The sequence below is a fragment of the Salmonella enterica subsp. enterica serovar Typhimurium str. LT2 genome, from assembly GCF_000006945.2.
GTDB lineage: Bacteria > Pseudomonadota > Gammaproteobacteria > Enterobacterales > Enterobacteriaceae > Salmonella > Salmonella enterica.
In genome coordinates this window covers 4441995-4466554 of record NC_003197.2, presented here as the reverse complement: position 1 = coordinate 4466554, position 24560 = coordinate 4441995, and the positions used below count along the sequence as shown (strand labels likewise).

At 53.5% G+C, this 24560-nt stretch carries 24 protein-coding genes and 38 other annotated features; of the genes, 6 read left to right on the top strand and 18 right to left on the bottom strand.

From position 1 onward, the window contains the following. Nucleotides 1-4: 4 nt before the first annotated feature. Nucleotides 5-10: a ribosome-binding site (putative RBS for qor; RegulonDB:STMS1H004148), on the top strand. Further along, nucleotides 5-996, top strand: a protein-coding gene (gene qor, locus STM4245) for an NADPH dependent quinone oxidoreductase (RefSeq protein NP_463110.1). Within the gene, nt 13-996 belong to an annotated coding region; the region does not span the whole gene. (Overlaps the previous feature by 6 nt.) A 174-nt stretch (nt 997-1170) precedes the next feature. Here qor and yjbO read toward each other — a convergent pair. The 3 genes from yjbO to STM4242 form a co-directional block, all read right to left on the bottom strand. Next, nucleotides 1171-1426 (bottom strand): putative inner membrane protein gene (gene yjbO, locus STM4244; RefSeq protein ID NP_463109.1). Within the gene, nt 1171-1413 belong to an annotated coding region; the region does not span the whole gene. After that, nucleotides 1421-1426, bottom strand: a ribosome-binding site (putative RBS for yjbO; RegulonDB:STMS1H004147). It overlaps the preceding gene by 6 nt. 154 nt (nt 1427-1580) lie before the next feature. Further along, on the bottom strand, nt 1581-2579 hold the full coding sequence (yjbN, locus tag STM4243; RefSeq protein ID NP_463108.1) for a putative TIM-barrel enzyme: 999 nt from the start codon (nt 2577-2579) through the stop codon (nt 1581-1583). A gap of 87 nt (nt 2580-2666) precedes the next feature. Continuing rightward, nucleotides 2667-3981, bottom strand: a protein-coding gene (locus tag STM4242; protein NP_463107.1) for a putative outer membrane or exported protein. Within the gene, nt 2667-3977 belong to an annotated coding region; the region does not span the whole gene. Continuing rightward, nucleotides 3976-3981: a ribosome-binding site (putative RBS for STM4242; RegulonDB:STMS1H004146), on the bottom strand. It overlaps the preceding gene by 6 nt. Before the next feature lie 232 nt (nt 3982-4213). Further along, nucleotides 4214-4219 (top strand) — a ribosome-binding site (putative RBS for zur; RegulonDB:STMS1H004145). On the opposite strand from STM4242, the gene zur reads away from it, so the two are divergent. After that, nucleotides 4214-4739 (top strand): transcriptional repressor of znuABC operon gene (gene zur, locus STM4241; RefSeq protein ID NP_463106.1). Within the gene, nt 4224-4739 belong to an annotated coding region; the region does not span the whole gene. Its footprint overlaps the feature before it by 6 nt. Before the next feature lie 98 nt (nt 4740-4837). Here the strand turns inward: zur and yjbJ are convergent. The 5 genes from yjbJ to dgkA form a co-directional block, all read right to left on the bottom strand. Further along, nucleotides 4838-5059, bottom strand: a protein-coding gene (yjbJ, locus tag STM4240) for a putative cytoplasmic protein (RefSeq protein NP_463105.1). Within the gene, nt 4838-5050 belong to an annotated coding region; the region does not span the whole gene. Further along, nucleotides 5054-5059: a ribosome-binding site (putative RBS for yjbJ; RegulonDB:STMS1H004144), on the bottom strand. (Overlaps the previous gene by 6 nt.) 9 nt (nt 5060-5068) lie before the next feature. Then, complete coding sequence (locus STM4239; RefSeq protein ID NP_463104.1) at nt 5069-5182, bottom strand: putative cytoplasmic protein; 114 nt, start codon at nt 5180-5182, stop codon at nt 5069-5071. After that, nucleotides 5179-6517, bottom strand: a protein-coding gene (dinF, locus tag STM4238) for a DNA-damage-inducible protein F (RefSeq protein ID NP_463103.1). Within the gene, nt 5179-6504 belong to an annotated coding region; the region does not span the whole gene. The genes STM4239 and dinF overlap by 4 nt, the downstream gene beginning before the upstream one ends. Beyond that, nucleotides 6512-6517: a ribosome-binding site (putative RBS for dinF; RegulonDB:STMS1H004143), on the bottom strand. (Overlaps the previous gene by 6 nt.) A gap of 165 nt (nt 6518-6682) precedes the next feature. Continuing rightward, nucleotides 6683-7357, bottom strand: a protein-coding gene (lexA, locus tag STM4237; RefSeq protein ID NP_463102.1) for an SOS response regulator. Within the gene, nt 6683-7291 belong to an annotated coding region; the region does not span the whole gene. Further along, nucleotides 7296-7316: a protein binding site (putative binding site for LexA, RegulonDB: STMS1H000249), on the bottom strand. Its footprint overlaps the gene before it by 21 nt. Further along, nucleotides 7297-7302 (bottom strand) — a ribosome-binding site (putative RBS for lexA; RegulonDB:STMS1H004142). It overlaps the preceding feature by 6 nt. After that, nucleotides 7320-7336, bottom strand: a protein binding site (putative binding site for LexA, RegulonDB: STMS1H000241). Next, nucleotides 7325-7333: a -10 signal (putative -10_signal for lexA; RegulonDB:STMLTH004657), on the bottom strand. (Overlaps the previous feature by 9 nt.) Then, nucleotides 7349-7357 (bottom strand) — a -35 signal (putative -35_signal for lexA; RegulonDB:STMLTH004657). Nucleotides 7358-7399: 42 nt before the next feature. Further along, nucleotides 7400-7780 (bottom strand): diacylglycerol kinase gene (dgkA, locus tag STM4236; protein ID NP_463101.1). Within the gene, nt 7400-7768 belong to an annotated coding region; the region does not span the whole gene. Beyond that, nucleotides 7775-7780, bottom strand: a ribosome-binding site (putative RBS for dgkA; RegulonDB:STMS1H004141). (Overlaps the previous gene by 6 nt.) Nucleotides 7781-7921: 141 nt before the next feature. Further along, nucleotides 7922-7927, top strand: a ribosome-binding site (putative RBS for plsB; RegulonDB:STMS1H004140). Here dgkA and plsB point away from each other — a divergent pair. Then, nucleotides 7922-10359 (top strand): glycerolphosphate acyltransferase activity gene (plsB, locus tag STM4235; RefSeq protein ID NP_463100.1). Within the gene, nt 7939-10359 belong to an annotated coding region; the region does not span the whole gene. Its footprint overlaps the feature before it by 6 nt. Nucleotides 10360-10457: 98 nt before the next feature. Here plsB and ubiA read toward each other — a convergent pair. From ubiA to malK, 5 genes are all read right to left on the bottom strand, one after another. Then, nucleotides 10458-11343, bottom strand: a protein-coding gene (gene ubiA, locus STM4234) for a p-hydroxybenzoate: octaprenyltransferase (protein ID NP_463099.1). Within the gene, nt 10458-11330 belong to an annotated coding region; the region does not span the whole gene. Then, nucleotides 11338-11343 (bottom strand) — a ribosome-binding site (putative RBS for ubiA; RegulonDB:STMS1H004139). (Overlaps the previous gene by 6 nt.) Beyond that, nucleotides 11344-11855 (bottom strand): chorismate pyruvate lyase gene (gene ubiC, locus STM4233; protein ID NP_463098.1). Within the gene, nt 11344-11841 belong to an annotated coding region; the region does not span the whole gene. Further along, nucleotides 11850-11855 (bottom strand) — a ribosome-binding site (putative RBS for ubiC; RegulonDB:STMS1H004138). (Overlaps the previous gene by 6 nt.) A gap of 166 nt (nt 11856-12021) precedes the next feature. Further along, nucleotides 12022-12951, bottom strand: a protein-coding gene (gene malM / locus STM4232) for a periplasmic protein of mal regulon (RefSeq protein ID NP_463097.1). Within the gene, nt 12022-12939 belong to an annotated coding region; the region does not span the whole gene. Next, nucleotides 12946-12951, bottom strand: a ribosome-binding site (putative RBS for malM; RegulonDB:STMS1H004137). It overlaps the preceding gene by 6 nt. Nucleotides 12952-13102: 151 nt before the next feature. Continuing rightward, nucleotides 13103-14472 (bottom strand): phage lambda receptor protein gene (gene lamB / locus STM4231; protein ID NP_463096.1). Within the gene, nt 13103-14461 belong to an annotated coding region; the region does not span the whole gene. After that, nucleotides 14467-14472, bottom strand: a ribosome-binding site (putative RBS for lamB; RegulonDB:STMS1H004136). (Overlaps the previous gene by 6 nt.) Before the next feature lie 77 nt (nt 14473-14549). Further along, nucleotides 14550-15672, bottom strand: a protein-coding gene (malK, locus tag STM4230; protein ID NP_463095.1) for a maltose transport protein. Within the gene, nt 14550-15659 belong to an annotated coding region; the region does not span the whole gene. After that, nucleotides 15667-15672, bottom strand: a ribosome-binding site (putative RBS for malK; RegulonDB:STMS1H004135). It overlaps the preceding gene by 6 nt. Before the next feature lie 25 nt (nt 15673-15697). Then, nucleotides 15698-15713 (top strand) — a protein binding site (putative binding site for MalT, RegulonDB: STMS1H000274). A gap of 19 nt (nt 15714-15732) precedes the next feature. Continuing rightward, nucleotides 15733-15791: a protein binding site (putative binding site for MalT, RegulonDB: STMS1H000272), on the top strand. Then, nucleotides 15738-15750 (bottom strand) — a protein binding site (putative binding site for MalT, RegulonDB: STMS1H000270). It overlaps the preceding feature by 13 nt. Next, nucleotides 15772-15782: a protein binding site (putative binding site for MalT, RegulonDB: STMS1H000271), on the bottom strand. (Lies within the feature at nt 15733-15791.) Before the next feature lie 36 nt (nt 15792-15827). Beyond that, nucleotides 15828-15848 (bottom strand) — a protein binding site (putative binding site for CRP, RegulonDB: STMS1H000095). Then, nucleotides 15832-15852 (top strand) — a protein binding site (putative binding site for CRP, RegulonDB: STMS1H000087). It overlaps the preceding feature by 17 nt. After that, nucleotides 15852-15858 (top strand) — a protein binding site (putative binding site for CRP, RegulonDB: STMS1H000063). (Overlaps the previous feature by 1 nt.) Before the next feature lie 5 nt (nt 15859-15863). Then, nucleotides 15864-15884 (bottom strand) — a protein binding site (putative binding site for CRP, RegulonDB: STMS1H000074). An 8-nt stretch (nt 15885-15892) separates the two neighbouring features. Beyond that, nucleotides 15893-15908: a protein binding site (putative binding site for CRP, RegulonDB: STMS1H000065), on the bottom strand. Continuing rightward, nucleotides 15894-15909: a protein binding site (putative binding site for CRP, RegulonDB: STMS1H000109), on the top strand. It overlaps the preceding feature by 15 nt. Before the next feature lies 1 nt (nt 15910). After that, nucleotides 15911-15948 (top strand) — a protein binding site (putative binding site for MalT, RegulonDB: STMS1H000269). Next, nucleotides 15930-15942: a protein binding site (putative binding site for MalT, RegulonDB: STMS1H000276), on the bottom strand. It overlaps the preceding feature by 13 nt. 3 nt (nt 15949-15951) lie before the next feature. Beyond that, nucleotides 15952-15960, top strand: a -35 signal (putative -35_signal for malE; RegulonDB:STMLTH004656). On the opposite strand from malK, the gene malE reads away from it, so the two are divergent. From malE to malG, 3 genes are all read left to right on the top strand, one after another. Then, nucleotides 15952-17211 (top strand): maltose transport protein gene (malE, locus tag STM4229; protein NP_463094.3). Within the gene, nt 16012-17211 belong to an annotated coding region; the region does not span the whole gene. Its footprint overlaps the feature before it by 9 nt. Then, nucleotides 15971-15979: a -10 signal (putative -10_signal for malE; RegulonDB:STMLTH004656), on the top strand. It overlaps the preceding gene by 9 nt. A 118-nt stretch (nt 17212-17329) precedes the next feature. Then, nucleotides 17330-17335: a ribosome-binding site (putative RBS for malF; RegulonDB:STMS1H004134), on the top strand. Continuing rightward, nucleotides 17330-18887, top strand: a protein-coding gene (gene malF, locus STM4228; protein ID NP_463093.1) for a maltose transport protein. Within the gene, nt 17343-18887 belong to an annotated coding region; the region does not span the whole gene. Its footprint overlaps the feature before it by 6 nt. Next, nucleotides 18886-18891: a ribosome-binding site (putative RBS for malG; RegulonDB:STMS1H004133), on the top strand. Its footprint overlaps the gene before it by 2 nt. After that, nucleotides 18886-19792, top strand: a protein-coding gene (gene malG / locus STM4227) for a maltose transport protein (RefSeq protein ID NP_463092.1). Within the gene, nt 18902-19792 belong to an annotated coding region; the region does not span the whole gene. (Overlaps the previous feature by 6 nt.) The genes malF and malG overlap by 2 nt, the downstream gene beginning before the upstream one ends. Nucleotides 19793-19957: 165 nt before the next feature. Here the strand turns inward: malG and yjbA are convergent. The 5 genes from yjbA to yjbE form a co-directional block, all read right to left on the bottom strand. Continuing rightward, the gene (gene yjbA / locus STM4226; protein ID NP_463091.1) for a putative inner membrane protein occupies nt 19958-20380 on the bottom strand. Within the gene, nt 19958-20368 belong to an annotated coding region; the region does not span the whole gene. After that, nucleotides 20375-20380, bottom strand: a ribosome-binding site (putative RBS for yjbA; RegulonDB:STMS1H004132). It overlaps the preceding gene by 6 nt. A 130-nt stretch (nt 20381-20510) precedes the next feature. After that, nucleotides 20511-22615 (bottom strand): putative outer membrane lipoprotein gene (gene yjbH, locus STM4225; RefSeq protein NP_463090.1). Within the gene, nt 20511-22607 belong to an annotated coding region; the region does not span the whole gene. After that, the gene (gene yjbG / locus STM4224; RefSeq protein ID NP_463089.1) for a putative periplasmic protein occupies nt 22607-23358 on the bottom strand. Within the gene, nt 22607-23344 belong to an annotated coding region; the region does not span the whole gene. The genes yjbH and yjbG overlap by 9 nt, the downstream gene beginning before the upstream one ends. Next, nucleotides 22610-22615: a ribosome-binding site (putative RBS for yjbH; RegulonDB:STMS1H004131), on the bottom strand. (Overlaps the previous gene by 6 nt.) Further along, on the bottom strand, nt 23341-24009 hold the full coding sequence (yjbF, locus tag STM4223; protein NP_463088.3) for a putative outer membrane lipoprotein: 669 nt from the start codon (nt 24007-24009) through the stop codon (nt 23341-23343). Before yjbF ends, yjbG begins: the two co-directional genes overlap by 18 nt. Next, nucleotides 23353-23358: a ribosome-binding site (putative RBS for yjbG; RegulonDB:STMS1H004130), on the bottom strand. Its footprint overlaps the gene before it by 6 nt. 33 nt (nt 24010-24042) lie before the next feature. After that, nucleotides 24043-24298 (bottom strand): putative outer membrane protein gene (gene yjbE / locus STM4222; protein NP_463087.3). Within the gene, nt 24043-24288 belong to an annotated coding region; the region does not span the whole gene. Further along, nucleotides 24293-24298: a ribosome-binding site (putative RBS for yjbE; RegulonDB:STMS1H004129), on the bottom strand. Its footprint overlaps the gene before it by 6 nt. Nucleotides 24299-24560 lie beyond the last annotated feature (262 nt).

Here is a 24560-nt window from a genome sequence, read left to right as displayed (position 1 = left end):
TTTGGAGGAAGCATGGCAACGCGTATTGAATTTCACAAGCATGGTGGTCCGGAAGTGCTTCAGACCGTGGAGTTTACGCCAGCGGAACCGGCGGAACACGAAATCCAGGTTGAGAACAAAGCCATTGGTATCAACTTCATCGACACCTATATCCGTAGCGGACTCTATCCGCCCCCGTCGTTGCCTGCGGGCCTGGGAACCGAAGCTGCGGGTGTGGTCAGTAAAGTCGGCAACGGCGTGGAGCACATTCGCGTCGGCGATCGCGTCGTCTACGCGCAGTCAACGCTCGGCGCTTACAGTTCCGTCCATAACGTCACCGCAGATAAAGCCGCGATTTTGCCTGACGCCATTTCTTTCGAACAGGCGGCAGCCTCTTTTCTCAAGGGATTGACCGTTTTTTACCTGTTGCGCAAAACCTATGAAGTGAAACCCGACGAACCCTTCCTGTTTCATGCCGCTGCGGGCGGCGTCGGTCTGATCGCCTGCCAATGGGCAAAAGCGCTGGGCGCGAAGCTTATCGGTACCGTCGGTAGCGCGCAAAAAGCGCAGCGGGCGCTGGACGCCGGTGCCTGGCAGGTAATTAATTACCGTGAGGAGAGCATTGTCGAACGGGTAAAAGAGATCACCGGCGGCAAAAAAGTCCGCGTGGTCTATGACTCCGTGGGGAAAGATACCTGGGAGGCCTCACTGGACTGCCTGCAACGTCGGGGACTGATGGTCAGTTTCGGCAATGCGTCCGGCCCCGTCACCGGCGTGAATTTAGGTATTCTGAATCAGAAAGGTTCCCTGTATGCCACGCGACCTTCACTACAGGGGTATATTACGACACGTGAAGAACTGACCGAAGCCAGCAATGAATTGTTCTCATTGATCGCCAGCGGCGTGATTAAAGTCGATGTGGCTGAAAATCAACGCTATGCGTTAAAAGATGCCCGTCGCGCGCATGAAGTGCTGGAAAGCCGGGCCACACAGGGCTCAAGCCTGCTGATTCCGTAATAGCTCTGCAAAGAAATTGGGCTTCCACCCGGGAAGCCCTTTCTTTTTTTGTTCGGCTGTATGTAGGGTACAGCGCGATGAATTCGTTACCTGCGCAATCATGACAGATTTAATAATCGATTCCTATTTGCTTGTGAGGGCAAAGTTCCAGGTTGTGACGAACCGCTCAATACCTTAGTAAAACCGACGGTTATTGCGCTGATACTGTGGGATTTTTGGCGTTTTTACTGCTTTGATCACCCACACCACAGCCACCGCCAGCAGTAGCCACGGTAACAGCTTGATCATCAGGGCGAACATTCCGCCCAGGAACATGACGGCAGTCGCTACAACCAGCGCGGCCAGAATGCCCAGCAAGGAGACGCCCGTCACCATTAACATCAGAAAAAAGCCAAGCACAAAAAGTAGTTCCAGCATAGTCGCTCCCCATAAAAATGGCATTGCCCGGCGGCACGGCGCTTACCGGGTCTGGTCAGGTAAGCCCTTACAAAAATCATGCCAATATTTATATTATTGATATATAAGAAAAACGCCCTGCAAGACTGCACAGGGCGTGGTGAGATTGACTAATTTTTGGCGAACTTTTAACGCTTGTCTGCCACCAGTTTTAGCGCCTGCTCCAGTACAGCAACATCCGCGCCAGCTTTATGGGCGTTTTCGCTCAGATAGCGACGCCACTGCCGCGCGCCGGGGATGCCCTGGAACAACCCCAGCATATGGCGAGTGATATGCCCCAGATACGCTCCCTGGCTCAATTCACGCTCAATATAGGGATACATCGCGCGAACCACCGCAACCGGGTCGGCATCGGTGGTATCGGCGCCAAAAATCTCCCGATCCACCGCGGCCAGTATACCCGGATTCTGATAAGCTTCGCGGCCAACCATGACGCCATCCATATGGCGCAGGTGCTCCTTCGCCTCTTCCAGCGATTTGATGCCGCCGTTAATGGACATGGTCAGGTGCGGAAAATCCCGCTTTAGCTGATAGACGCGCGGGTAATCCAGCGGCGGGATCTCACGATTTTCTTTCGGGCTTAAGCCAGAAAGCCAGGCTTTGCGCGCATGGATAATAAACATCTCGCATTCGCCCTGACCGGAAACCGTATCGATGAAATCACACAGAAACGCATAGCTGTCCTGATCGTCAATACCAATGCGGGTTTTTACCGTCACCGGAATCGAGACGACATCACGCATGGCTTTAACACAATCGGCGACCAGTTGCGCATTGCCCATCAAACAGGCGCCAAACATACCGTTTTGCACGCGATCGGAAGGGCACCCCACGTTGAGGTTAATTTCATCGTAGCCACGCGCTTCCGCCAGCTTTGCACAATGCGCAAGCTGAGCCGGATCGCTTCCACCAAGCTGTAGAGCGACCGGATGCTCTTCTTCGCTATAAGCCAGATAGTCACCCTTACCGTGAATAATCGCGCCCGTGGTCACCATTTCGGTGTAGAGCTGCGTCTGGCGAGACAGCAAACGCAGGAAATAGCGGCAATGTCTGTCCGTCCAGTCGAGCATAGGCGCGATGGAGAAGCGATAAGCAGGTAAAGCGGAGGACTGGGTTTCAGGCTGCATGGCGAATAAATAAGCATCCGGTTAAAAAAGGGGCGTTACTATAGCATAACGCTAAACCGGAGGCGTAGCGCCTCCGGTGAAAGCACCTCAGAATGTCATTGTAAGCTGCGCGCCTGCCCCCCAGGTTTCATCTTCGCCGTACAGTCCCATTAAATCGAGATGCACACGGTTAAAGGGCGCAAAGCCAAGACCGCCGGTAACCACATTGCTATCGTTATTTTTCACATCCGCACGATACCCTGCGCGCACCGCCAGCCATGACAACGGTCGAACTTCAGCGCCGACGCCAACGTACTGTGAATTGTCTTCGCTCTTAAAGCCTTTCGTTTCCGTCAGATCGCCATCGGCGCTTACGGTCAGCAAATCGTTATGCCATGCGATGCCCGCGGTAACCAGGGGGCGGATTTGGTATGTATCTTTGTAGTTGGTGGTTTCTCCCGTCATACCATTAGTGATGTAAATATCTTTCGTATCGATATCGCGAGATACCAGATTTTGTCCGCTCACCCCCAGCGTCCAGTTTTCACCGATATCGGCAGCAAGCCCCGCATCAATGTTAAAACCCGTATCGTCATTGCGATAACGGCTGCTATTCCAGTCGCTACTGTCGTAGTTATAAATTGAGGTGGTGTAGTTATAGAGCCAGGTTTTTTGCAGTTTTGGCGTAACGCCAATGGAAACAGGCACCTCGCCCACCACAAACTGCTTCGCCAGCGCAATACCGTAGTCAGATACAATCGCTACCCGCCCCGACGCGGTAGAGTTTAAATGCTTTGTAATTTCGTCAGACCCCAGCAAAGCAGCGCGTCCTGCTTCACGAAGCGCGACACGTTCATCATGCTGGATATCGCGCAGATACTGAATATCGTTCTGATCAATGGACGAACTCACGCGCCCATGCGCATAACCTTTGGCGATAAACGCCACGGAAAGCGTTTGCCCTGGAATACTTACCGCCAACCCGGCGCCGGCATTGGCGCGGGCGGTTTTTCCGTTGAGATATTCCAGCTCATCGGCCAGGTCGCGCGCGGCGCCCTGAAATTGATTCAGCACGCCTCGCGGATTGAGCAGAATTTGCCCCAGCGTAAGGTTATCGACGACCTCATCGTAGTAATCCACTTTATCGCTGATATCGTCAATTTCATCCTGGAGATTGTCTTTATCCGTAATCTGGACGCCGACCGCAGGAAGGACAACAGTGATATTGTCTTCCGGTTTGGCTTTTGCCAGTAACGCCGGATTTAATAGTACTCCGCTGCCATAATTCGCGGACGCAACGCCCGTCCCGCCCATTGCGTCATTACGCGCTTCCGTCCAGGTATTGGCGGCGCTCGCCTGCTTTGCCATAAAAAGCGAGACCGCGATAGCAATCAGTGAAAGTTTGACGTTTTTGTTCACAGTTAGCCCATCTTATTATCAGGTGAAGTAATTCCTCCACCACGCTTTACCGGACAGAGGCGAACTATTGCTGTGAAATAGTGATGTTAAATCCTGTTGTTATAATATCGACCCTCATTATGTATAGATGAGAATACTGGCGCGGAAAAGCTTAGCAGGCGATATATTGTCGCGGGGTAATTTCAGAGTCTTAAGCAGCTCGTGGTAAAGTAACGGATTAGACTTTCATGCCATTCGAGGTGCTACATGGAAAAGACCACAACGCAAGAGTTACTGGCGCAAGCTGAAAAACTCTGCGCGCAGCGCAACGTGCGCCTGACGCCTCAGCGCCTCGAAGTGCTGCGCCTGATGAGTCTGCAACAGGGTGCCATCAGCGCATACGATTTGCTCGATTTGCTGCGCGAAACGGAACCACAGGCCAAACCGCCCACCATTTACCGCGCGCTGGATTTTTTGCTCGAACAGGGTTTTGTCCATAAAGTGGAATCCACCAATAGTTATGTGGTTTGCCACCTGTTCGACCAGCCGACGCACAGCTCGGCCATGTTTATCTGCGATCGTTGCGGCGTGGTGAAGGAAGAGTGTGCCGAGGGCGTGGAAGACATCATGCATACGCTGGCGGCTAAAATGGGCTTTGCGCTACGACATAACGTTATTGAGGCGCACGGTCTGTGCCCTGCGTGCGTAGAAGTAGAAGCGTGTCGCCATCCGGGAAACTGTGGTCACGATCACTCGGTGCTGGTGAAGAAAAAACCACGTTAGCCTGAACGGAAAACGGGCGGCAGTAGAGAGGGGCACGCCCGCATTCATAAGCAAACAGGGGGAAGCACATCCATGTACTCCTGGTAGGGGAAAACATATTACCAGCGATAGTTGTTACGGGTTTCCCAGTCAACAACCTCTTTTTCCGCCTGATCTTTCTGGTAACCGTAACGCTCCTGGATTTTACCTACCAGTTGGTCGCGTTTACCTTCGATAACGGTCATATCGTCATCGGTCAGTTTGCCCCATTGTTCTTTCATTTTACCTTTAAACTGTTTCCAGTTACCGCCGGCTTCGTCTTTATTCATCATCTTGTCCTCATCATTCGGTTAGGAATAGCAGGTGTTATTCGCCCAAATGCTCTGCAATTTCTGCTGGACGTGATAATAATTGTAGGCAGGAATTCGGCCTTCGGTTTTATATTCAGAATTTTTAACCGTCACGATCTGGCAAACCATGTACCCTCGCGCCAGTGACGACGCCAGATAAGGCTCAACGACAGACCGCGAAGCGCCAGGAACACGGTTAATGCCAGCCATAAACCATGATTTCCTAATACCGGCAGGGCGAAGAGCGTCAGCGCGAATCCTCCCGCGGCGACTGCCATGCTATTGCGCATTTCGGCAGCGCGCGTCGCGCCAATAAACATACCGTCGAGCAGATAGCACCATACGCCCACCAGCGGTAATACCACCTGCCAGATAAGATACCGATCCGCCAGTAGCTGTATTTGCGGCAATGAGGTCAGTAACGCGACAATATGTTCGCCTGCCAGGGCATAGACTGTGGAAAACAACAAGGCCACAATTCCTGACTGACGACACGCCGCTCGCCAGACGTCCAGTAGCTTGCTACCGTCACGCGCGCCGTAAGCCTGACCGGAGTGCGCCTCCACCGCATAAGCAAAACCGTCCAGCGCATAGGCCGTAAAGGTGAGTAAGGTCATCAGGACTGCATTTACCGCGATAATATCGCTGCCCAGCCGCGCGCCTGACACCGTGATTGCGCCAAAACAAAGCTGAAGGAGCAATGAGCGCAGCATGATATCGCGATTGAGCGCCAAAAGGCGGCGCACGTTGCCGCGCCAGGCCTGTTTTAGCATATCCAGCGACACACCGCGGAGATGGAGAACTTTACGTACCATCATGAGGCCGATCAGTAACGTGACATATTCTGCGATGACCGTCGCCAGGGCAGCACCCTGCACGTTCATATGAAGCCCCATCACCAGCCACAGGTCGAGCGCGATATTGAGGATATTGCCCACGACCAACAAGATAACCGGCGCCCGCGCATACTGAACGCCTAACAGCCAACCGAGCAGCACCAGATTCGCCAGTGACGCGGGAGCGCTTAGCCAACGAATTTCAAGGAAGCGTCTCGCCTGCACCAGGACAGCGTCGTTCCCGCCGACAATATGTAAAGCCAGCTCGATAAGCGGCGTGCGAAATAGCACAATCATCACGCCTGCGCCCAGCGCCAGCAATAACGGTTGAATGAGCGCCCGGGCTAACGCCTGCGGATTTTTGGCGCCAAATGCCTGCGCCGTTAGGCCGGTGGTGCTCATACGTAGAAATAGCAGCAGCATGAAAAGAAAGCTGGTGGCAGTCGCGCCCACCGCCACGCCGCCCAGGAAAACAGGGCTGTCCAGATGACCAATCACCGCCGTATCGACCAGCCCCAGTAAGGGGACGGTGATGTTAGAAAAAATCATCGGCAACGCAAGACGCCAGAGAGCTTTATCAGAGGAGGTAAAAAGCGGCATGGAGAAAAGCCTGACAAGGAGTTAAACGAAACGAGCGCATTGCCGGATGGCGACGTAACGCCTTATCCGGCCTACAAATTAATCATCTCAGGAACTGCATTCCCGTAGGCCTGATAAGCGCAGCGCCATCAGGCTACACGATTGCCGGATGGCGGCTTACAAGGAGATTAAAAAGAGACTACAACCATTCCCCGTTGCGAATGACGCCTACCGCCAGCCCTTCAATCGTAAAGCTTTGTTCGCGCAGATCCACCACTATCGGTGTAAACTCGCTGTTTTCCGGCAGCAGCTCCACTTTATTGCCCTGCTTTTTCAGGCGTTTTACTGTCACTTCATCATCAATGCGAGCGACAACCACCTGGCCATTACGGACGTCCTGCGTTTTATGTACCGCCAGCAAATCCCCATCCATAATACCGATGTCTTTCATCGACATACCGCTCACGCGCAGCAGGAAATCGGCGCTGGGTTTGAACAGCGAAGGATCGACCTGGTAATGGCCTTCAATATGCTGCTGCGCCAGAAGCGGTTCACCCGCCGCGACACGCCCGACAAGCGGTAATCCGTCCTCTTCTTCCTGTAACAGACGGATACCTCGCGATGCGCCGGAAACGATTTCAAGCACCCCTTTGCGCGCCAGCGCTTTAAGGTGTTCTTCCGCCGCGTTTGGGGAACGGAACCCCAAACGCTGCGCGATTTCCGCACGCGTCGGTGGCATACCTGTCTGGCTGATGTGATCCCGGATGAGATCAAACACCTCTTGTTGCCTGGCCGTTAACGCTTTCATTCCGCCCCCTGGGTGTATATACAATCATGCTGTGAGTATATACAGTTAAAGGTGATTTTGGAACCACAAACGGCGCAAAAAACAAGAGATTTATAAAATTTGGAACCTTTATCGAAAATGTGACCATAACAGGATGCCCCAGGTCATCAGGGCAACGAAAATAGACAGTAGCACCGCAGCCGATCCCATATCTTTCGCACGGCCGGAAAGCTCATGGTATTCAGAACCGATGCGGTCCACGACCGCTTCAATAGCGCTGTTGAGGATTTCAACAATCATGATAAGTAAAACGGAACCTATCAATAACACACGGGTAATCGCATCCACATCCAGCCAGCAGGCGATGATGACGCCCAGCAATACCGCGAGGCTTTCCTGGCGAAACGCCGCTTCGTGAGTCCATGCGGCGCGAAATCCTTTCCAGGAATATCCTGCCGCTTTGATAATTCTGGTGAATCCAGTGGTATTATTGGCCATCAAAAGAACCTTTTTACATTATTAACGTCAATGACATTATACGGTTGCCCTGCACGATTCGGACTGCCGTAACGCAGCGCGAAGTATGACGGGATACAACAGAAATTCGCTAAACTTTCTGATATCCTTGCACCGCATTTGCATTATTAACCAGAGGCTTTACATCGTTTATGTCCGGCTGGCCACGAATTTACTACAAATTACTGAATTTACCATTAAGCATACTGGTAAAAAGCAAGTCTATTCCGGCGGAACCCGCCCAGGAATTGGGGCTCGATACTTCTCGCCCCATTATGTATGTCTTGCCATACAACTCAAAAGCGGACTTACTGACGCTGCGGGCGCAATGTCTGGCGCACGATCTCCCGGATCCGCTGGAGCCGCTGGAGATCGACGGCGCGCTGTTGCCACGCTATGTATTTATTCACGGCGGACCGCGTGTCTTTACCTATTACACGCCAAAAGAAGAGTCGGTGAAACTTTTTCACGATTATCTCGATCTGCATCGGAGTAATCCGGCTTTGGACGTGCAGATGGTGCCCGTTTCCGTGATGTTTGGCCGCGCGCCGGGTCGTGAAAAGGGAGAAGATAACCCGCCTTTACGTATGCTGAACGGCGTACAGAAATTCTTTGCCATCTCCTGGCTGGGTCGCGATAGCTTTGTCCGATTCTCGCCGTCCGTCTCATTGCGTCGTATGGCTGATGAACACGGCACCGATAAAATCATCGCGCAGAAGCTGGCTCGCGTGGCGCGTATGCACTTTGCTCGCCAGCGCCTGGCGGCGGTTGGCCCACGCCTGCCTGCCCGTCAGGATCTGTTTAACAAACTGCTGGCCTCGAAAGCGATCGCCCGCGCGGTAGAAGACGAAGCGCGCAGTAAAAAAATCTCTCATGAAAAAGCGCAGCAAAACGCCATTGCGCTGATGGAAGAGATCGCGGCGAACTTCTCTTACGAGATGATTCGTTTGACCGACAGGATTTTGGGGTTTACCTGGAACCGACTTTACCAGGGAATTAACGTGCATAACGCCGAGCGCGTACGCCAACTGGCGCACGACGGGCATGAAATCGTCTATGTACCCTGTCACCGCAGCCATATGGACTACTTGCTCCTTTCTTATGTGCTGTATCACCAGGGACTGGTTCCGCCGCACATTGCCGCCGGTATTAACCTTAATTTCTGGCCCGCTGGCCCGATTTTCCGTCGTCTGGGCGCGTTCTTTATTCGTCGCACCTTTAAGGGGAATAAACTCTATTCCACCGTCTTTCGCGAATACCTGGGCGAACTGTTCAGCCGCGGTTACTCGGTTGAGTATTTTGTCGAAGGAGGACGTTCGCGTACCGGACGTTTGTTAGACCCGAAAACCGGCACCCTGTCGATGACTATCCAGGCGATGCTGCGCGGCGGTACCCGTCCAATTACGTTAGTGCCTATTTACATCGGCTATGAGCACGTCATGGAAGTGGGCACCTATGCGAAAGAACTGCGCGGCGCGACAAAAGAGAAAGAGAGCCTGCCGCAGATGCTGAAAGGCTTGAGCAAGCTGCGCAATCTGGGTCAGGGCTACGTTAACTTTGGCGAACCGATGCCGCTCATGACGTACCTGAACCAGCATGTGCCGGAGTGGCGCGAATCTATCGACCCTATAGAGGCCATACGCCCAGCCTGGCTGACGCCGACGGTAAATAGTATCGCCGCCGATCTGATGGTGCGTATTAACAACGCTGGCGCGGCAAACGCGATGAACCTGTGTTGTACCGCGCTGTTAGCGTCGCGTCAGCGCTCGCTCACCCGCGAGCAGCTCACCGAGCAGCTTGATTGCTATCTCGATCTGATGCGCAATGTCCCTTATTCCACAGACTCAACCGTTCCTGCCGCCAGCGCTGGCGAGCTTATCGCTCACGCGCTGCAGATGAATAAGTTTGAGGTCGAGAAAGACACCATTGGCGATATCATCATTCTGCCGCGCGAGCAGGCGGTGTTGATGACCTACTATCGTAACAATATCGCGCATATGTTGATTATGCCTTCGCTGATGGCGGCGATTATCACCCAGCATCGTCGCATTTCGCGTGATGCGTTGCAGCAGCATGTTGAAGCGCTCTATCCGATGTTAAAAGCGGAGCTGTTCCTGCGCTGGGAGCGCGAGGAGTTAGCCTCGGTCATTGACGCGCTGGCCAGTGAAATGCAGCGTCAGGGGCTAATTACCCTGCAGGATGATGAACTGCATATCAACCCGACGCATTCCCGTACGCTGCAACTGCTGGCGGCAGGCGCGCGCGAAACGCTACAGCGTTATGCCATTACGTTCTGGCTGTTGAGCGCCAATCCGTCCATCAACCGCAGTACGCTGGAGAAAGAAAGCCGTACCGTGGCGCAACGTCTGTCTGTCCTGCACGGTATTAACGCGCCGGAGTTTTTCGACAAAGCGGTGTTCAGTTCACTCGTGTTGACGCTACGGGATGAGGGTTATATCAGTGATACGGGCGATGCCGAACCGGCAGAAACGATGAAGATATATCAGATGCTTGCCGATCTGATTACCTCTGATGTCCGTCTGACGATTGAAAGCGCGACGCAGGGCGAGTAAGCCAGTGCCTGAAATGCCCGATGGCGTAAGCTTATCGGGCAACTGATATGACGTATTGAAAATTTTGGCTTTGTAGGCCGGGTCCGCCCGGCATGACATCAGAAGTGCCAGTAACTCATCGCCAGCCCTAAAAATAGCACCAGGCCAACGTAGTTATTGTTCATAAAGGCTTTAAAGCAGGCTTCACGCTCACGGTTCGCAATCAGTTTTTGCTGGTAGACAAACAGCGCGCCCGCCACCAGCACAGCCCAGTAATATCCCCATCCCAGACCATTCAACCAGCCGATCAGCGCCATTAACGCCATGACGCCAAGCTGCAGAATCCCGATAATCAATGTGTCATAACGACCAAACAAGATCGCCGTCGATTTAATGCCTATCTTGATATCATCATCTCTGTCGACCATCGCATATTGCGTATCGTAAGCCACTGCCCAGAGAATATTGGCGAGGAACATCAGCCAGCAGCTCAACGGCAGGGATTCGCTCACCGCGGCGAACGCCATGGGGATTGACCAGCCGAAAGCGGCCCCCAGCACGACCTGCGGCAGGTGGGTGTAGCGTTTCATAAAGGGATAAACCCAGGCCAACGCCAGCGCCGCCACGGAAAGCAGAATCGTCATGGCGTTCAGCGTCAGCACCAACAGAAACGCCAGCAGCACCAGCACCACAAACAGGTTGCGCGCTTCTTTCTCTGTCACGGCGCCGCTGGGTAAAGGCCGGTTGACCGTACGTTTTACATGTCCGTCAAATTTACGATCGGCATAATCATTTACCACGCAGCCCGCCGCGCGCATTAACCACACGCCAGCGACAAAAACTGCCAAAATCCACAGCTGAGGCATACCCGGCGTCGCCACCCATAGCGCCCAAAGCGTCGGCCAGAGCAGCAGCAACGCGCCAATAGGCTTATCTGTACGCATCAAACGGTGAAACGCCAGCAGCTTACTCTGCGTCAGACTCCACTCCATCTTTATCTTCCTCTCAGTACAGCGGCGATGCAGGTAAAAAAAGCTCGGTAAGCAACAGCGGTTTTCCGCTCAACCGCAGTCGAGAGCGGCGCCCCCACAGCGTTGCATCGCGTCCAATTTCAATAAAATCGCGGGTCAGTGTCGATGATGTAAATAGATAACGTCCAAGCGGGGTTTTACCCAGATGTTGTAAGACCTGTTCAGGTCCGCACAGCGTGGATTCCGGTACCACGGTACGTCCGGCAAGCCAGGGCTCGCCGTCAGCGCAAAGCAGTATCTCACGTAACCAGTAGCGGGACTCGGATGGCAGTAAACCTGATGCTTCCTCGACCTCACTTTGGCCGACAAACGCTTCCCGAATCAGCGTCACGCTTACCCGCTTTCCCTGCTGCTCAAAACGTTTAGTCATAGAATCTTCCAGCAACAGCCAGTCCAGCAAATGGGGTTCAAGCGCAGGAATCGCATCAAAATAGCGCAGCGCACGCAGTTGCGTTAACGCAGGGTGTGACATGCCTTACTCTCCGATTCATAACCTAAAGTCATTGTATCTCAGAAAAGACATTACGGGGGGCGCAATCACAATTAAGTGATCTGTTGCGCAACAAAAAAATAACAATTCGCATGAAATGATAAAAAAAGGTGCGCCAGGAGACGCACCAGTTGCTGCAAAATCAGCACTGTGGGGAAATAATTACCCCTTGCCTTTTACACTGCTGATAAAGGTGGAACGGGCAGATGTCGATCCCAGACGTTCGGCCTCATCAAGCAGTTTCAGCGCTTTATCGACGTCGCCTTTCGCTACGGCATCCTTAATCGCTTTATTAAAGTAGCTTTCCGTATCGTTCAACATCGGCTCGCTTTTCTTCGGCGCGACTGGCGCTGGCGCAGCGACCGGCGCGGCGGTATTGCCTACCGTTACCGGCCCGGTACCGGACGAGCCAAACAACGGCCCGACCAATACGCTGGAGCTGCTGTTGGTTTTCACCTTCAGTTTCACCACGCCGTCAGTGGTATGGCGAGCAACTGGATCGGGAATATCCGGGATAGAGTTACCGACGCCTTTGGCATAGGCTTTTGCCGGATCGAGCAGCGTAGTGGTTTGCTGAAGATCTTTTTCGGTCGTAAACACCAGAACATAGAGTTTCTGCTGCCCCAACGCAGGCGTCAGGCGCATCACGCCTTCCAGCCGGTCTGCGCTCATGACGCCCGGCTGCTGATAAGTAAAGTAACTGCTGGGGAAGAACGCCGAAGGCGTCATATTTTGGTCAAGAATCAACACGTTTGGCGCAAAAACGCTGGCTTGCTTATTGACCTCGCTGGTCAGAGTTAATGTCAGCTCGCCGATATTCGCCGGAACGCTATAAGCGGCGACCGGGCCGGTAATGCCGGCGACGTCAAGGCGCTGGCCGCCAGTCGCCAGTTGGGTAGACTGCGTTTTTGACTGATCTACAGGCGTCCAGGTTAATTGCTGTAGCGCAGCAGCAGGAATAACGGGCGCGGCGCTGGTATTTTGCGGTACATAGTTCACTTCCGCCAGGCTGATACCCGGCACGCTGGCGAACAGCCCTGCGGTTAAACAGAGGGCGACGAGACTTTTCTTCATTTTCATTATTCTCACCTCAATAAGGCGGGTTCAGCGGTAGCCAGGCAATAGCGCGCCAACCCAAACATATCGCCGAATGGCGGCTGGCGCCTTATTCGGCTTACAAGCATCATCAGACCTGATGTTTCCGAGGGGCTTGCGCCCCTCGTTACGTCAGATGACCATCGTATTACCACCAGATTTCCATCTGGGCGCCGAAGGTCCACTCATCGCTATCGCCACGGCTGTTGGTGGAAATGCCGGAGTTAGTCGCTGCGGCATAACGGGAAATGTTATCGCCGTCTTTGATATAGCCCCATTTCTCATCCCATTTCGCGTAGGTGGCGAAAATACGGATAGCCGGACGCGACCAGATGCTGTCGCCCGCCTGCCACTGTTGCGCCAGGGTGATTTTATATTGATTGTTACGATCGCCGGTCTGCTGAGATTTCACGTTGTCGTAGCCGACTTCCAGCAGGGTGCTCATGATTGGCGTCCACTTGTACATTGGACGTACACCCACGGTCCACCACTCAGTACCCAGGTTATTATCCCAATCGATATTCTGGTACATACCGACGTACATCAAATCCCATTTATCACCAAGCGAGATGGCGCCATGATCCAAAATACGCCACATATTGCCATTATTATTGATGACCTTATTGGCGTAATTAATTTTGGTTCCATCAGACAATTCTTCAGTGAAAGATGAAGAACCGTCGGAACCGCGCGCCTGGCCTTTACCCTGCGTGGTCATGGCATCGGTGGCATATTGCACGACAAACTTGTTATAGCCTTTCAACATGCTTTGCGTGTGTTCGGCGGTGAACATCCAGCCGTCTTTCGATGCCCCATCAGCCAGCTTATAACCATCGGTCGTATTGGCGCGACCGTAATCAACGCCTAGCTCCAGTACGCCGTCCGGGTTCGTTTGCAGACCAGCCAGACGTACGTCAAAGACGTCGTTAGCGGTATCTTTCACTTCATCATAAATATTCTGGCTGCTGAAGGTGTAAGAGCCGCCCGCTTCAGTAGACCGGGTCGCCGCCAGTGAAAGCTTACCGAAGCCCAGATCGATATTTTCGATACCTGCGCCAGGACCTGAAATATCCCAGTAGTAGAAGTCGATCATGTGTACGTCATGACGCTGATAGAAGCGCTTACCGGCCCAGATGGTAGAGCCCGGCAGCCATTCAATCAGGTTTTTACCCTGCACGTTCGCTTCGCGGAAGGCGGGATCGGTCGATTCCCAGTCGTTCTGCTGGTTAACCGAATAGGCGACGTTGGTGTCGAAATAGAAGCTCTTATCGCCCTCTTTCCACACTTCCTGGCCCAGTTTCAGTTCCGCATAGGTTTCACATTCGTTACCGAGACGGTATTTACTTTGGGCACCCGTTGCCTGGAAACACTGTTGTTCGCCGCCGCTTCCCGTCCAGCCAATACCGGAACGGGCGTAACCGTGGAAATCGACAGCCATTGCCTGAGCGGACATTACGCCCGCTGCGACAGCAACCGCCAGTGGGAGTTTGCGCAGAGTAATCATCATTCTATCTCCTGAGATCATTGCTTTTCTTTAAACGCTGCCACCTTCTAAAACTGCGAATGGTTTTGCGTTTCGTTTTTTTATGGAGGCCTTAAACACCCGGCTCTTGATGCAGACGACGACATGCGCTGCCATCCTCGCGGAACAGATGACAGCGCTCTGGCGGCAGGCCGATAGCGAATGTGGCGCCCTCTTCTACCAACACCACGTCATTCTGGCGATAAACCAGGTTTTGACGGATGGCGGGGATCTGGATATGAATTTGTGTTTCGTGCCCTAACTGCTCGACCACCTGGACTTCGCCTTCCAGGGTGACATCGGCGATATCGCTCGGCAGCAGGTGTTCCGGCCGAATGCCTAAAGACATATTGGCGCCGACCTGCACGCCGCGACTTTCGACCGGCAGCCAGATTTGCTGGCGATTCGGCAGTTCGACCTGGACTTGTTCAATCGCGGTGGCGGTCACTTTCACCGGCAGGAAGTTCATCTTCGGCGAGCCGATGAAGCCCGCGACAAAACGGTCCGCCGGATAGTGGTACAGCTCCAGCGGCTTACCGACCTGCGCGACGCGACCGGCGTCCAGCACCACGATTTTGTCGGCCAGGGTCATCGCCTCGACCTGATCGTGGGTGACGTAAATCATCGTGCGGCCCAGACGTTTATGCAGGCGAGAAATTTCAATGCGCATCTGCACGCGTAGCGCGGCATCCAGGTTAGAGAGCGGTTCATCCAGCAAAAACACACGCGGCTCCGCCACCAGCGTGCGGCCAATCGCTACGCGCTGACGCTGCCCGCCGGAAAGCGCTTTTGGCTTACGTTCCAGCAGATGCGCCAGTTGCAGCACTTCCGCCACCTGGTTGACGCGTTGATTCATTACCTCTTTTTTGGCGCCCGCCAGCTTGAGGCCGAAAGACATGTTTTCTGCAACGGAGAGATGGGGATAGAGCGCATAAGACTGGAATACCATGCCCACGCCGCGCTCGGCAGGCGGAATATCATTCATACGGGTTTCCCCGATAAACAGGTCGCCACTGGTGATGGTTTCAAGCCCGGCGATCATACGCAGCAAGGTCGATTTACCACAGCCTGACGGTCCCACAAACACCACGAACTCCCCGTCATGGATATCGAGGTTAATATCTTTCGATACCACCACGTCACCCCAGGCTTTCGTTACATTTCGTAGCTGTACGCTCGCCATGCCCTTCTCCCTTCGTTACAACCTGTCATTGACAGCAACATTCATGATGGCCTGACTATGCGCGATCCCTGACTGGGGTAAATCCTCCACCCCCCGGCTTTTTTATGGGGGAGGAGGCGGGAGGATGAGGACACAACACCTGAGACCACGGGCGCGGACAGAAAAGGAATTTCGTGATGCCGCCCGCAAAAATCGGCGTGTTTTTGTGTGCGCCAGCACGCATTACTCACATTTATGCAACACAGATCACATAAAGCCGGGGTGGGGCGTAGGGGCGGGGAGGATGGAAAGAGGTTGTCGTATAAAGAAACTAGAGACCGTTAAACCACCTCTGTGTACATCACCAAAAAGGATGGGAGATATGAAGATTAAAACTGGCGTAGGCATCCTCGCATTATCCGCACTTACGACGATGATGATTTCCGCCCCGGCTCTCGCCAAAATTGAAGAAGGTAAACTGGTTATCTGGATCAACGGCGACAAGGGTTATAACGGTCTGGCCGAGGTCGGTAAAAAATTTGAGCAAGACACCGGCATTAAAGTGACCGTTGAGCACCCGGATAAGCTGGAAGAGAAATTCCCGCAGGTGGCAGCCACCGGCGACGGTCCTGACATTATCTTCTGGGCGCACGACCGTTTTGGCGGCTACGCGCAGTCTGGTCTGCTGGCGGAGGTCACTCCGGATAAAGCGTTTCAGGACAAACTCTATCCGTTCACCTGGGATGCGGTACGTTATAACGGCAAGCTGATCGCCTACCCCATCGCCGTTGAAGCCCTCTCCCTGATTTATAACAAAGACCTCGTCCCGAACCCGCCGAAAACCTGGGAAGAGATCCCGGCGCTGGATAAAGAGCTAAAAGTGAAAGGGAAGTCGGCGATAATGTTCAACCTGCAAGAGCCGTATTTCACCTGGCCTTTGATCGCCGCTGACGGCGGTTACGCGTTCAAATTTGAAAACGGCAAGTATGACGTGAAAGACGTTGGTGTCGACAACGCCGGCGCGAAAGCGGGCCTGACTTTCCTGATCGATATGATCAAGAACAAAAATATGAGCGCCGATACCGATTACTCCATCGCCGAAGCGGCCTTCAATAAAGGCGAAACGGCAATGACCATCAACGGTCCGTGGGCATGGTCGAACATCGACAAGAGCAAAGTCAACTACGGTGTCACCCTGCTGCCGACCTTCAAAGGTAAACCCTCGAAACCGTTCGTCGGCGTGCTGAGCGCGGGGATTAACGCTGCCAGCCCGAATAAAGAGCTGGCGAAAGAGTTCCTCGAAAACTACCTGCTGACCGATCAGGGTCTGGAAGCGGTGAACAAAGATAAACCGCTGGGCGCCGTGGCGCTGAAATCTTTCCAGGAGCAGTTAGCGAAAGACCCCCGTATCGCCGCCACCATGGATAACGCCCAGAAAGGCGAGATCATGCCGAATATTCCGCAGATGTCCGCCTTCTGGTATGCGGTACGTACGGCTGTGATCAACGCCGCCAGCGGCCGTCAAACCGTGGATGCCGCGCTGAAAGATGCACAAAGCCGTATCACTAAGTAATGCCGTGAGCCTGTGCCGGATGGCGGCATAAATGCCTTATCCGGCCTACAACACACCGTAGGCCTGATAAGCGCAGCGCCATCAGGCACATCTCCGGCCAGGAAGTTTCAACGCTGTAGAGGAAAACCCCCATGGATGTCATTAAAAAGAAACACTGGTGGCAAAGCGACCAGCTTAAATGGTCAGTAATTGGTCTGCTGGGCCTGCTGGTGGGTTACCTTGTAGTTTTAATGTACGTACAAGGGGAGTATCTGTTCGCCATCATGACGCTGATTTTAAGCTCTGCTGGCCTGTATATTTTCGCAAATCGTAAAACCTACGCCTGGCGCTACGTTTACCCTGGCCTCGCCGGCATGGGGCTGTTTGTGCTATTCCCGCTGGTGTGCACCATCGCTATCGCCTTTACTAACTACAGCAGCACCAACCAGCTCACCTTTGAACGCGCCCAGCAAGTGCTGATGGACCGTTCTTATCAGGCAGGAAAAACCTATAACTTCGGTCTTTACCCGACCGGCGACGAGTGGCAACTGGCCCTCACCGACGGAGAAACGGGCAAACATTACCTGTCTGACGCATTTTCCTTCGGCGGCGAACAAAAATTACAGCTGAAAGAGACTGATGCCCTGCCGGGCGGCGAACGCGCCAATCTGCGAATAATCACCCAGAACCGTCTGGCGTTGAACCAGATAACCGCCGTCCTGCCGGATGAAAGTAAAGTGATTATGAGCTCGCTGCGTCAGTTTTCCGGTACCCGTCCGCTGTACACACTGGCTGATGACGGCCTGCTGACCAATAACCAGAGCGGCGTAAAATACCGGCCAAACAACGATAGCGGTTATTATCAGTCGATCAACGCCGACGGAAGCTGGGGTGATGAAAAACTCAGTCCTGGTTATACCGTTACTATCGGCGCGAAAAACTTTACGCGCGTCTTTACCGACGAAGGGATCCAGAAGCCCTTTTTCGCTATCTTCGTCTGGACCGTGGTCTTTTCGGTCCTCACTGTGGTGTTAACCGTGGCGGTTGGGATGGTATTGGCCTGCCTCGTACAGTGGGAAGCGCTGAAAGGTAAAGCTATCTACCGCGTCCTGCTGATTCTGCCCTACGCCGTACCGTCGTTTATTTCAATTTTGATTTTCAAAGGGTTATTCAACCAAAGCTTTGGTGAAATCAATATGATGCTGAGCGCGCTGTTCGGCATTAAACCTGCCTGGTTCAGCGACCCCAACACCGCGCGGGCAATGGTGATTATCGTGAATACCTGGCTGGGCTATCCCTACATGATGATCCTGTGCATGGGACTGCTGAAAGCGATTCCGGATGACCTGTACGAAGCCTCCGCAATGGACGGCGCCGGTCCATTTCAGAATTTCTTTAAGATCACCTTACCGCTGCTGATTAAGCCGCTAACGCCGCTGATGATCGCCAGCTTCGCCTTTAACTTTAATAACTTTGTCCTGATTCAGTTATTGACCAACGGCGGGCCAGACCGTCTCGGCACCACCACGCCTGCCGGTTATACCGATCTACTCGTCAGCTACACCTACCGTATCGCCTTTGAAGGCGGCGGCGGTCAGGACTTCGGTCTGGCGGCGGCCATTGCCACGCTGATCTTCCTGCTGGTAGGCGCGCTGGCAATAGTGAACCTGAAAGCCACGCGTATGAAGTTTGATTAAGGGAGATAATAACAATGGCTATGGTCCAACCCAAATCTCAGAAACTGCGTCTCCTCATCACGCACCTGGGGCTGCTGATTTTCATCGCAGCGATTATGTTCCCGCTGCTGATGGTCATCGCTATCTCGCTACGTGAAGGGAACTTCGCCACCGGAAGCCTGATCCCGGATAAAATCTCCTGGGAACACTGGCGGCTGGCGCTGGGTTTCAGCGTGGAACATGCGGATGGTCGGGTAACGCCGCCTCCCTTCCCGGTCCTGCTGTGGCTGTGGAACTCGGTGAAAATCGCCGGTATTACCGCCATCGGCATCGTGGCGCTCTCCACCACCTGCGCCTACGCTTTCGCACGAATGCGTTTTCCAGGTAAAGCAACACTGCTCAAAGGGATGCTGATTTTCCAAATGTTTCCGGCGGTTTTGTCTCTGGTAGCGCTGTATGCGTTATTTGATCGCCTGGGACAATACATTCCATTTATCGGGCTGAATACGCATGGCGGCGTGATCTTCGCCTATCTTGGCGGCATCGCGCTGCATGTTTGGACGATTAAAGGCTACTTCGAAACTATCGACAGTTCGCTGGAAGAGGCCGCCGCGCTGGATGGCGCAACCCCGTGGCAGGCGTTTCGCCTGGTGCTGCTGCCGCTTTCCGTACCGATTCTGGCGGTGGTGTTTATTCTGTCGTTCATCGCAGCGATTACCGAAGTTCCGGTCGCCTCGTTGTTACTGCGCGATGTGGACAGCTATACGCTGGCCGTGGGTATGCAGCAATATCTCAACCCGCAAAACTACCTGTGGGGCGACTTTGCCGCCGCCGCCGTCCTTTCAGCTATTCCTATCACCCTGGTGTTCCTGTTGGCGCAACGTTGGCTGGTCAACGGCCTGACGGCAGGGGGTGTGAAAGGTTAAGTTTTATCGAAGTACCTGCCCGGCAACGGGCAATGCCACTGCCCTCAAGTTATGTTATCCCCACTTATGGTCGTATTTTGGCGCTCTTCGGAGCGCTTTTTTTATGCGTTATAGACAGCGGCTAATTTATTGCCACGCCATACGTCCGTTACGGTGTGGCGACGCCTATTCTCGCCGTAGTCGGTTCGAATTACATAACCACAACGTGATAACCAACAGGAGGATCGCCGCCGAATAGAGTAATACATCCATTGGCGTTTTATGATCGACAATGATCAGACGCACAATCGCCGTGATCCCAATGTACACGAAATAGCGCAGCGGAAAGTGAAGGCCAGACTTAAAGTACTTCACAATCAGCGCAATAAATTCGAAATAAAGAAAGTAGATCACCAGCCCTTCCACCAGTTCATATTTGCTGGCTTGCTCAGGCGCGAATAATGCATCCGCCAGATGAACCGTCTCTTTACCGAGAAAAACGACCAGGATCAGACCGAGGGTAAGCAGCCCCAAATTTAGTACGTTTTGTAAAATCGTGGCGATAAACTCAAGACGTGAGCGCGATAATGGCATCATAACAGCCCCCTCTTTCTCTGCGGCGAGGTTTCTGTATAACGCACAAATGTGACGGGCATCTATATTTTTTATTTATGTTTATATTTTGTTCAATAAGATAATTTGCCGGATAGCGCCGTAAACGCCTTATCCGGCCTGAGTATTAACGGAAATTTACGCTCCTGTCACTGGTCATATCATACAGGCCAAACTTACGGCCAAGCTGTTGACCACCGTCACGCGTCAGCGGCGTCCAGCCAATTGCCGCACGACTTCGGGTTGGGCCGGACGAGAAGATATCCAGCGGCACGGAAACATATACGCCTTTGGTAAAATCCCCTTCCCCATATTCATCCGGCGACGCATCGGTAATCGTCGCGTAACCGCCGACAACGACGCCGCTATCGAAGCGTTTGGCGATCTCCAGCGTACCGCCTTTATCGCCCGCCAGATACTGACCAACGCTGGCTTTCACCAGCACATCCTGGGCGAACGACGGCGTCCAGTATGCGGTCAAATGTCCGGTCTTCACGCTGTAATCGGTAAACTTCATCATATCCTGCGCGCTACGCCAGTCACGCTGTTTCACGTAGTTGGCATCCAGGCCAAACGCCCAATTGCTGTCTACCGGGCGATACAGGACTTCCGCCCCGGCACCGCCAAACATGGTCTCCAGATAACCACCGTAGACCTGCCCATAGAAACCATTGCCAAAATACTGGAAGTAGTTGGCCTGTAGGTTATTCACATAAACATCATTCTGCACATACTCACGGACATGCGTACGCACCCGCGGCAGATGCGAGTCCTTCGGCGGATTGGTGTAGTTAAATTTGTCGTAGTTGTTGGCGATATTGGCAAACACGCTGCCCGTGGTGAGCAGATGATCCGTGACCCACAGATCCGCAGTTCCCATTACGCCCAACTGATACATATAGAAGTTTTCCGGGCCGCCTACCGACTGATTCAGCACGGGATCAAGATGAAAATCAACGCGCGACTTGTCGATATACCAGCCCTGTTCAGTACTCTCTGGCACGATCGGCTCCACGCGTTTTTGCGCCAGCGGAGTTTCATGTCCCAGCGGTTCGCCTTCCAGATGGCGTTTCAGGCTGGCGACATCGGTTTCAGTGGTGACCTGCGGCAGATTAAGGCGGTTTTCCGTCACGCGGATCGTGCGGATCCCCTCCGGCAGATCGTTCATGACGATCCGGTTAGCGCGCACGATCCCTTCACGGGAGTCGCGGTACTTCACCTGTTCACCGGTAACGTATAGCGTATCGCCTTTGACCTGGATTTTCGGGTCCGCCAGACCGGCATTATATTTCAATAACGTTAATTGATTAGCCACTACCGAATGTTGCAGGATGGCATCCTGCGGCTGTGGTCGGTATTGCGGGCGTGAATTGTCATGATACGCGGGACGTAAATCGTTGAAATTGGTGCGCAGCGTAACGCCAAACATAAAGGTATTGCCGCGCTCGTAGCTGAGGTTAACGTCGGCCCAATCGGTGACGCGGTAAATGGCGCCGACGTTAAACTTGCTCTTCTGCTCCAGTTTACCCGCAAAATCCTGCTGATAGTTATTGCCTTCATACTCCAGCTTCAGGCGTAGCGGTTGCCACGGGGTCTGGTATTCCACGCCGCCAAACAGCGAGGCCGGGCCGTGAAACATATCGCTACCGTCGACGGAACCTGCCTCTTTGTAGCTGTTATCACGCGAACAGAATTTATCACTATACGAACAGAAAGGATTAGACACATTGCCGCTGGTGCCAAGATAGCCCCAGCCGAGACCTAATGAAAAATCAAACGGCCCCCAGGCCTTACTCGCTACAATATATTCCGCATCAAACAGCCCCGTCCCGCCGATATCGCGCGCGCCAACCGCCACCTGCGGCATCCAGTAACTCTCTTCCCACAACCGCAGTTTCACATCAAACGCTTTATCTTTGTAAGTCTGGTCGCCGGAGAATGATTCCACGCTGCTGTACTTTTTCGTACGGACATCGGTATAGCGCAACGTGGTTTCCAGCCACGGGAAAAGCTGAACCGAAGCCGAGTAGTAGCGGTACTGATCGTTATCGCGATAGTTCAGGCTCATCTCCCCTTCACGCGCCATACGCGCTGTCGGCGTTTGCAGCAGGCCCACGCCGCCAAAGTCAGATTGTGAAGGCCCAACAGGGGCTGGATATGTTTCGGCATGGCAGGCCGCGCTAATACCCAGCGCCAGCACGCTGAGCAGATGTGTTTTTTTCATTATTCCGGTATCCGCTGCGTCAGGGTATGAAGAATGTCGGCATTTATCGCCTCCGGCGTGCCGCGCCAAAGGGAATCGGCAAAACCGACAAAAATAATGCTGCCGGGCATCGGCTCGATATGACGTTTATTCCAGTAAGCCACCGGCGCTTTTTGGCTGCGTCCATCAGGGTAAACCACCCAGGCATAGCTACGATCCGCGCCGCTGAGTAAGCGCTGATCCTCGAGATAACTGGCGACGTCCCGCCCAGGGACGAACGGCTGGCTGCCCGGCTGGCTAATCAAGCCAAAGAGCGTCACCTGCGTGGGTTGCGGTCCGACCCAGAGCATGTAGTGACCTTGCAGCGGCGGGTTACCTCGTTCGCTCACCCGAACCACGTCAGGATCAAGATTCACGAATTGTCTGCCCGTCACCTTCACCGCCTGAATCTGTCGGCGCAGTGTGTTTATCGCCGCCGCAGCATCGCCGTCTTCCTCAGCGCTGAGCACCGCCAGCCGCCCGAGAAGTTCCTGTTGCTGCTGACGCGCCGTCACGGTCGCCTGTTCTTCGCCTATCACCGCCGCAGGCCACCAGCTCGTTGCCAGGCGCGGCTGTCCGACTAAATCGAGCAGACGCTCAGCGTCTGTCAGCGTTTTAGGCTCGCTATTACCCTGGGTAAAAACGGTAACAGTGCCGCTGGCAAAGGCGGATGACGCGACAAAGGCCAGCGCCAGCGCGCTTATCGTCCTTTTCATCATGATTTTGCCGCCTTAATCAGCGTGGTTTTCACCGGAAAGTAATTCGCGCCCAGATACTGTTCCGTCTGGCGAATTTGGCCTTCGCTATCAACCCAGTAGCGATTACGCCAGCGCGTTTGATCGGTCGTCACTTCTTCATCTAACACCCGCACGGCGGTTTCCTCACTGCCGACGTTCACTCTATCGGTCCCTCGCCATGTAAAAACGGAACGGGCGGTGGCGTAACGCACCTGGCGATGTTCGGTCCAGCCCAGGGTGCGAGTCCAGGTCGCGCCATCGATAATCTGTCCTGGTTTCGCCAGCGGGTCGGTCGCCAGATTATTCACATCGATCAGGTTGTCGCCGCCGAGCAGAGTTTTGACCAGACGGCCATGCTGCGTCACGATCGTCGCGCCATCCTGCGTCACCCATTTCTGCTGCCCGTTTTCCGAGAAAGCGAGCACCACAAACAGTTGAGGACCGCCGTTAAGCTGCATGTACTGGCTGGCATAAGGCATGTTTTGAATATCGTCATCCGTTAGCTGTACGCCTGGCGTACCGAACAAACTGTCCCACAGTGAATCGCCCAGGCCTTTGGTGGTGGCCGAACACGCCTGTAATAGCAGGCAAATCAGGATAAGTGCGAGTCGCTTCACGACGCTTCTCCAGAGGGGCAAAATAACCACACCGGAGTGTGGTTATGGTTAAACGTACCGATACTACTGGGTACTGGTGGTCGTGGTGGTCGTGGTTCCGGTATTGGAACCATCGCCGCCGCCGGTTGCCGCTAACGCGACGCCCACCGCCGAACTTACGGTGCTAACGCTGGTAGCGGAGGAGCTTCCCGCCGATACCGACGTCGCTGCCGACCCTGCCGCTTCACCCACCTGAACGGGGGCTGCCGAGACAGATGTCGCCGCAAGCGCGGTTATGGCAAAAATGCCATACAGTACTTTTTTCATCATAACTTCCCTTCATTGAATGAATGGAGATTTACCCAAAAGAATTTCGGGCGCTACCGAGTATACACAACCAAAGCAGGCGGATTATGTCCGGGAGAAATAACATCGAAGTTTTAGGATAATTAAACTTTAAAGAAGTAACGCCTACATTATTTAATTAACAAACAAATAAAATCAATAAGTTAAAATTAAACTAAAAGACATCAGCATCCGTATAATCTGAAAATAACGCAGAGTGATTTTCTGGTTATTGCTTATTTTAGGATTAAGCTCAA

What these genes read in the sequence shown, in the direction of transcription:
- plsB (NP_463100.1), top strand. Translation starts at nt 7,939, where the DNA reads ATGTCCGGCTGGCCACGAATTTACTACAAATTACTGAATTTACCATTA.
- yjbH (NP_463090.1), bottom strand. Translation starts at nt 22,607, where the DNA reads ATGAAAAAAACACATCTGCTCAGCGTGCTGGCGCTGGGTATTAGCGCG.
- yjbA (NP_463091.1), bottom strand. Translation starts at nt 20,368, where the DNA reads ATGATGCCATTATCGCGCTCACGTCTTGAGTTTATCGCCACGATTTTA.
- yjbO (NP_463109.1), bottom strand. Translation starts at nt 1,413, where the DNA reads ATGCTGGAACTACTTTTTGTGCTTGGCTTTTTTCTGATGTTAATGGTG.
- qor (NP_463110.1), top strand. Translation starts at nt 13, where the DNA reads ATGGCAACGCGTATTGAATTTCACAAGCATGGTGGTCCGGAAGTGCTT.
- dgkA (NP_463101.1), bottom strand. Translation starts at nt 7,768, where the DNA reads ATGGCCAATAATACCACTGGATTCACCAGAATTATCAAAGCGGCAGGA.
- yjbJ (NP_463105.1), bottom strand. Translation starts at nt 5,050, where the DNA reads ATGATGAATAAAGACGAAGCCGGCGGTAACTGGAAACAGTTTAAAGGT.
- malE (NP_463094.3), top strand. Translation starts at nt 16,012, where the DNA reads ATGGGAGATATGAAGATTAAAACTGGCGTAGGCATCCTCGCATTATCC.
- lexA (NP_463102.1), bottom strand. Translation starts at nt 7,291, where the DNA reads ATGAAAGCGTTAACGGCCAGGCAACAAGAGGTGTTTGATCTCATCCGG.
- malM (NP_463097.1), bottom strand. Translation starts at nt 12,939, where the DNA reads ATGAAAATGAAGAAAAGTCTCGTCGCCCTCTGTTTAACCGCAGGGCTG.
- zur (NP_463106.1), top strand. Translation starts at nt 4,224, where the DNA reads ATGGAAAAGACCACAACGCAAGAGTTACTGGCGCAAGCTGAAAAACTC.
- yjbE (NP_463087.3), bottom strand. Translation starts at nt 24,288, where the DNA reads ATGATGAAAAAAGTACTGTATGGCATTTTTGCCATAACCGCGCTTGCG.
- ubiC (NP_463098.1), bottom strand. Translation starts at nt 11,841, where the DNA reads ATGTCACACCCTGCGTTAACGCAACTGCGTGCGCTGCGCTATTTTGAT.
- yjbG (NP_463089.1), bottom strand. Translation starts at nt 23,344, where the DNA reads ATGATGAAAAGGACGATAAGCGCGCTGGCGCTGGCCTTTGTCGCGTCA.
- malK (NP_463095.1), bottom strand. Translation starts at nt 15,659, where the DNA reads ATGGCGAGCGTACAGCTACGAAATGTAACGAAAGCCTGGGGTGACGTG.
- malG (NP_463092.1), top strand. Translation starts at nt 18,902, where the DNA reads ATGGCTATGGTCCAACCCAAATCTCAGAAACTGCGTCTCCTCATCACG.
- dinF (NP_463103.1), bottom strand. Translation starts at nt 6,504, where the DNA reads ATGCCGCTTTTTACCTCCTCTGATAAAGCTCTCTGGCGTCTTGCGTTG.
- lamB (NP_463096.1), bottom strand. Translation starts at nt 14,461, where the DNA reads ATGATGATTACTCTGCGCAAACTCCCACTGGCGGTTGCTGTCGCAGCG.
- malF (NP_463093.1), top strand. Translation starts at nt 17,343, where the DNA reads ATGGATGTCATTAAAAAGAAACACTGGTGGCAAAGCGACCAGCTTAAA.
- ubiA (NP_463099.1), bottom strand. Translation starts at nt 11,330, where the DNA reads ATGGAGTGGAGTCTGACGCAGAGTAAGCTGCTGGCGTTTCACCGTTTG.
- yjbN (NP_463108.1), bottom strand. Translation starts at nt 2,579, where the DNA reads ATGCAGCCTGAAACCCAGTCCTCCGCTTTACCTGCTTATCGCTTCTCC.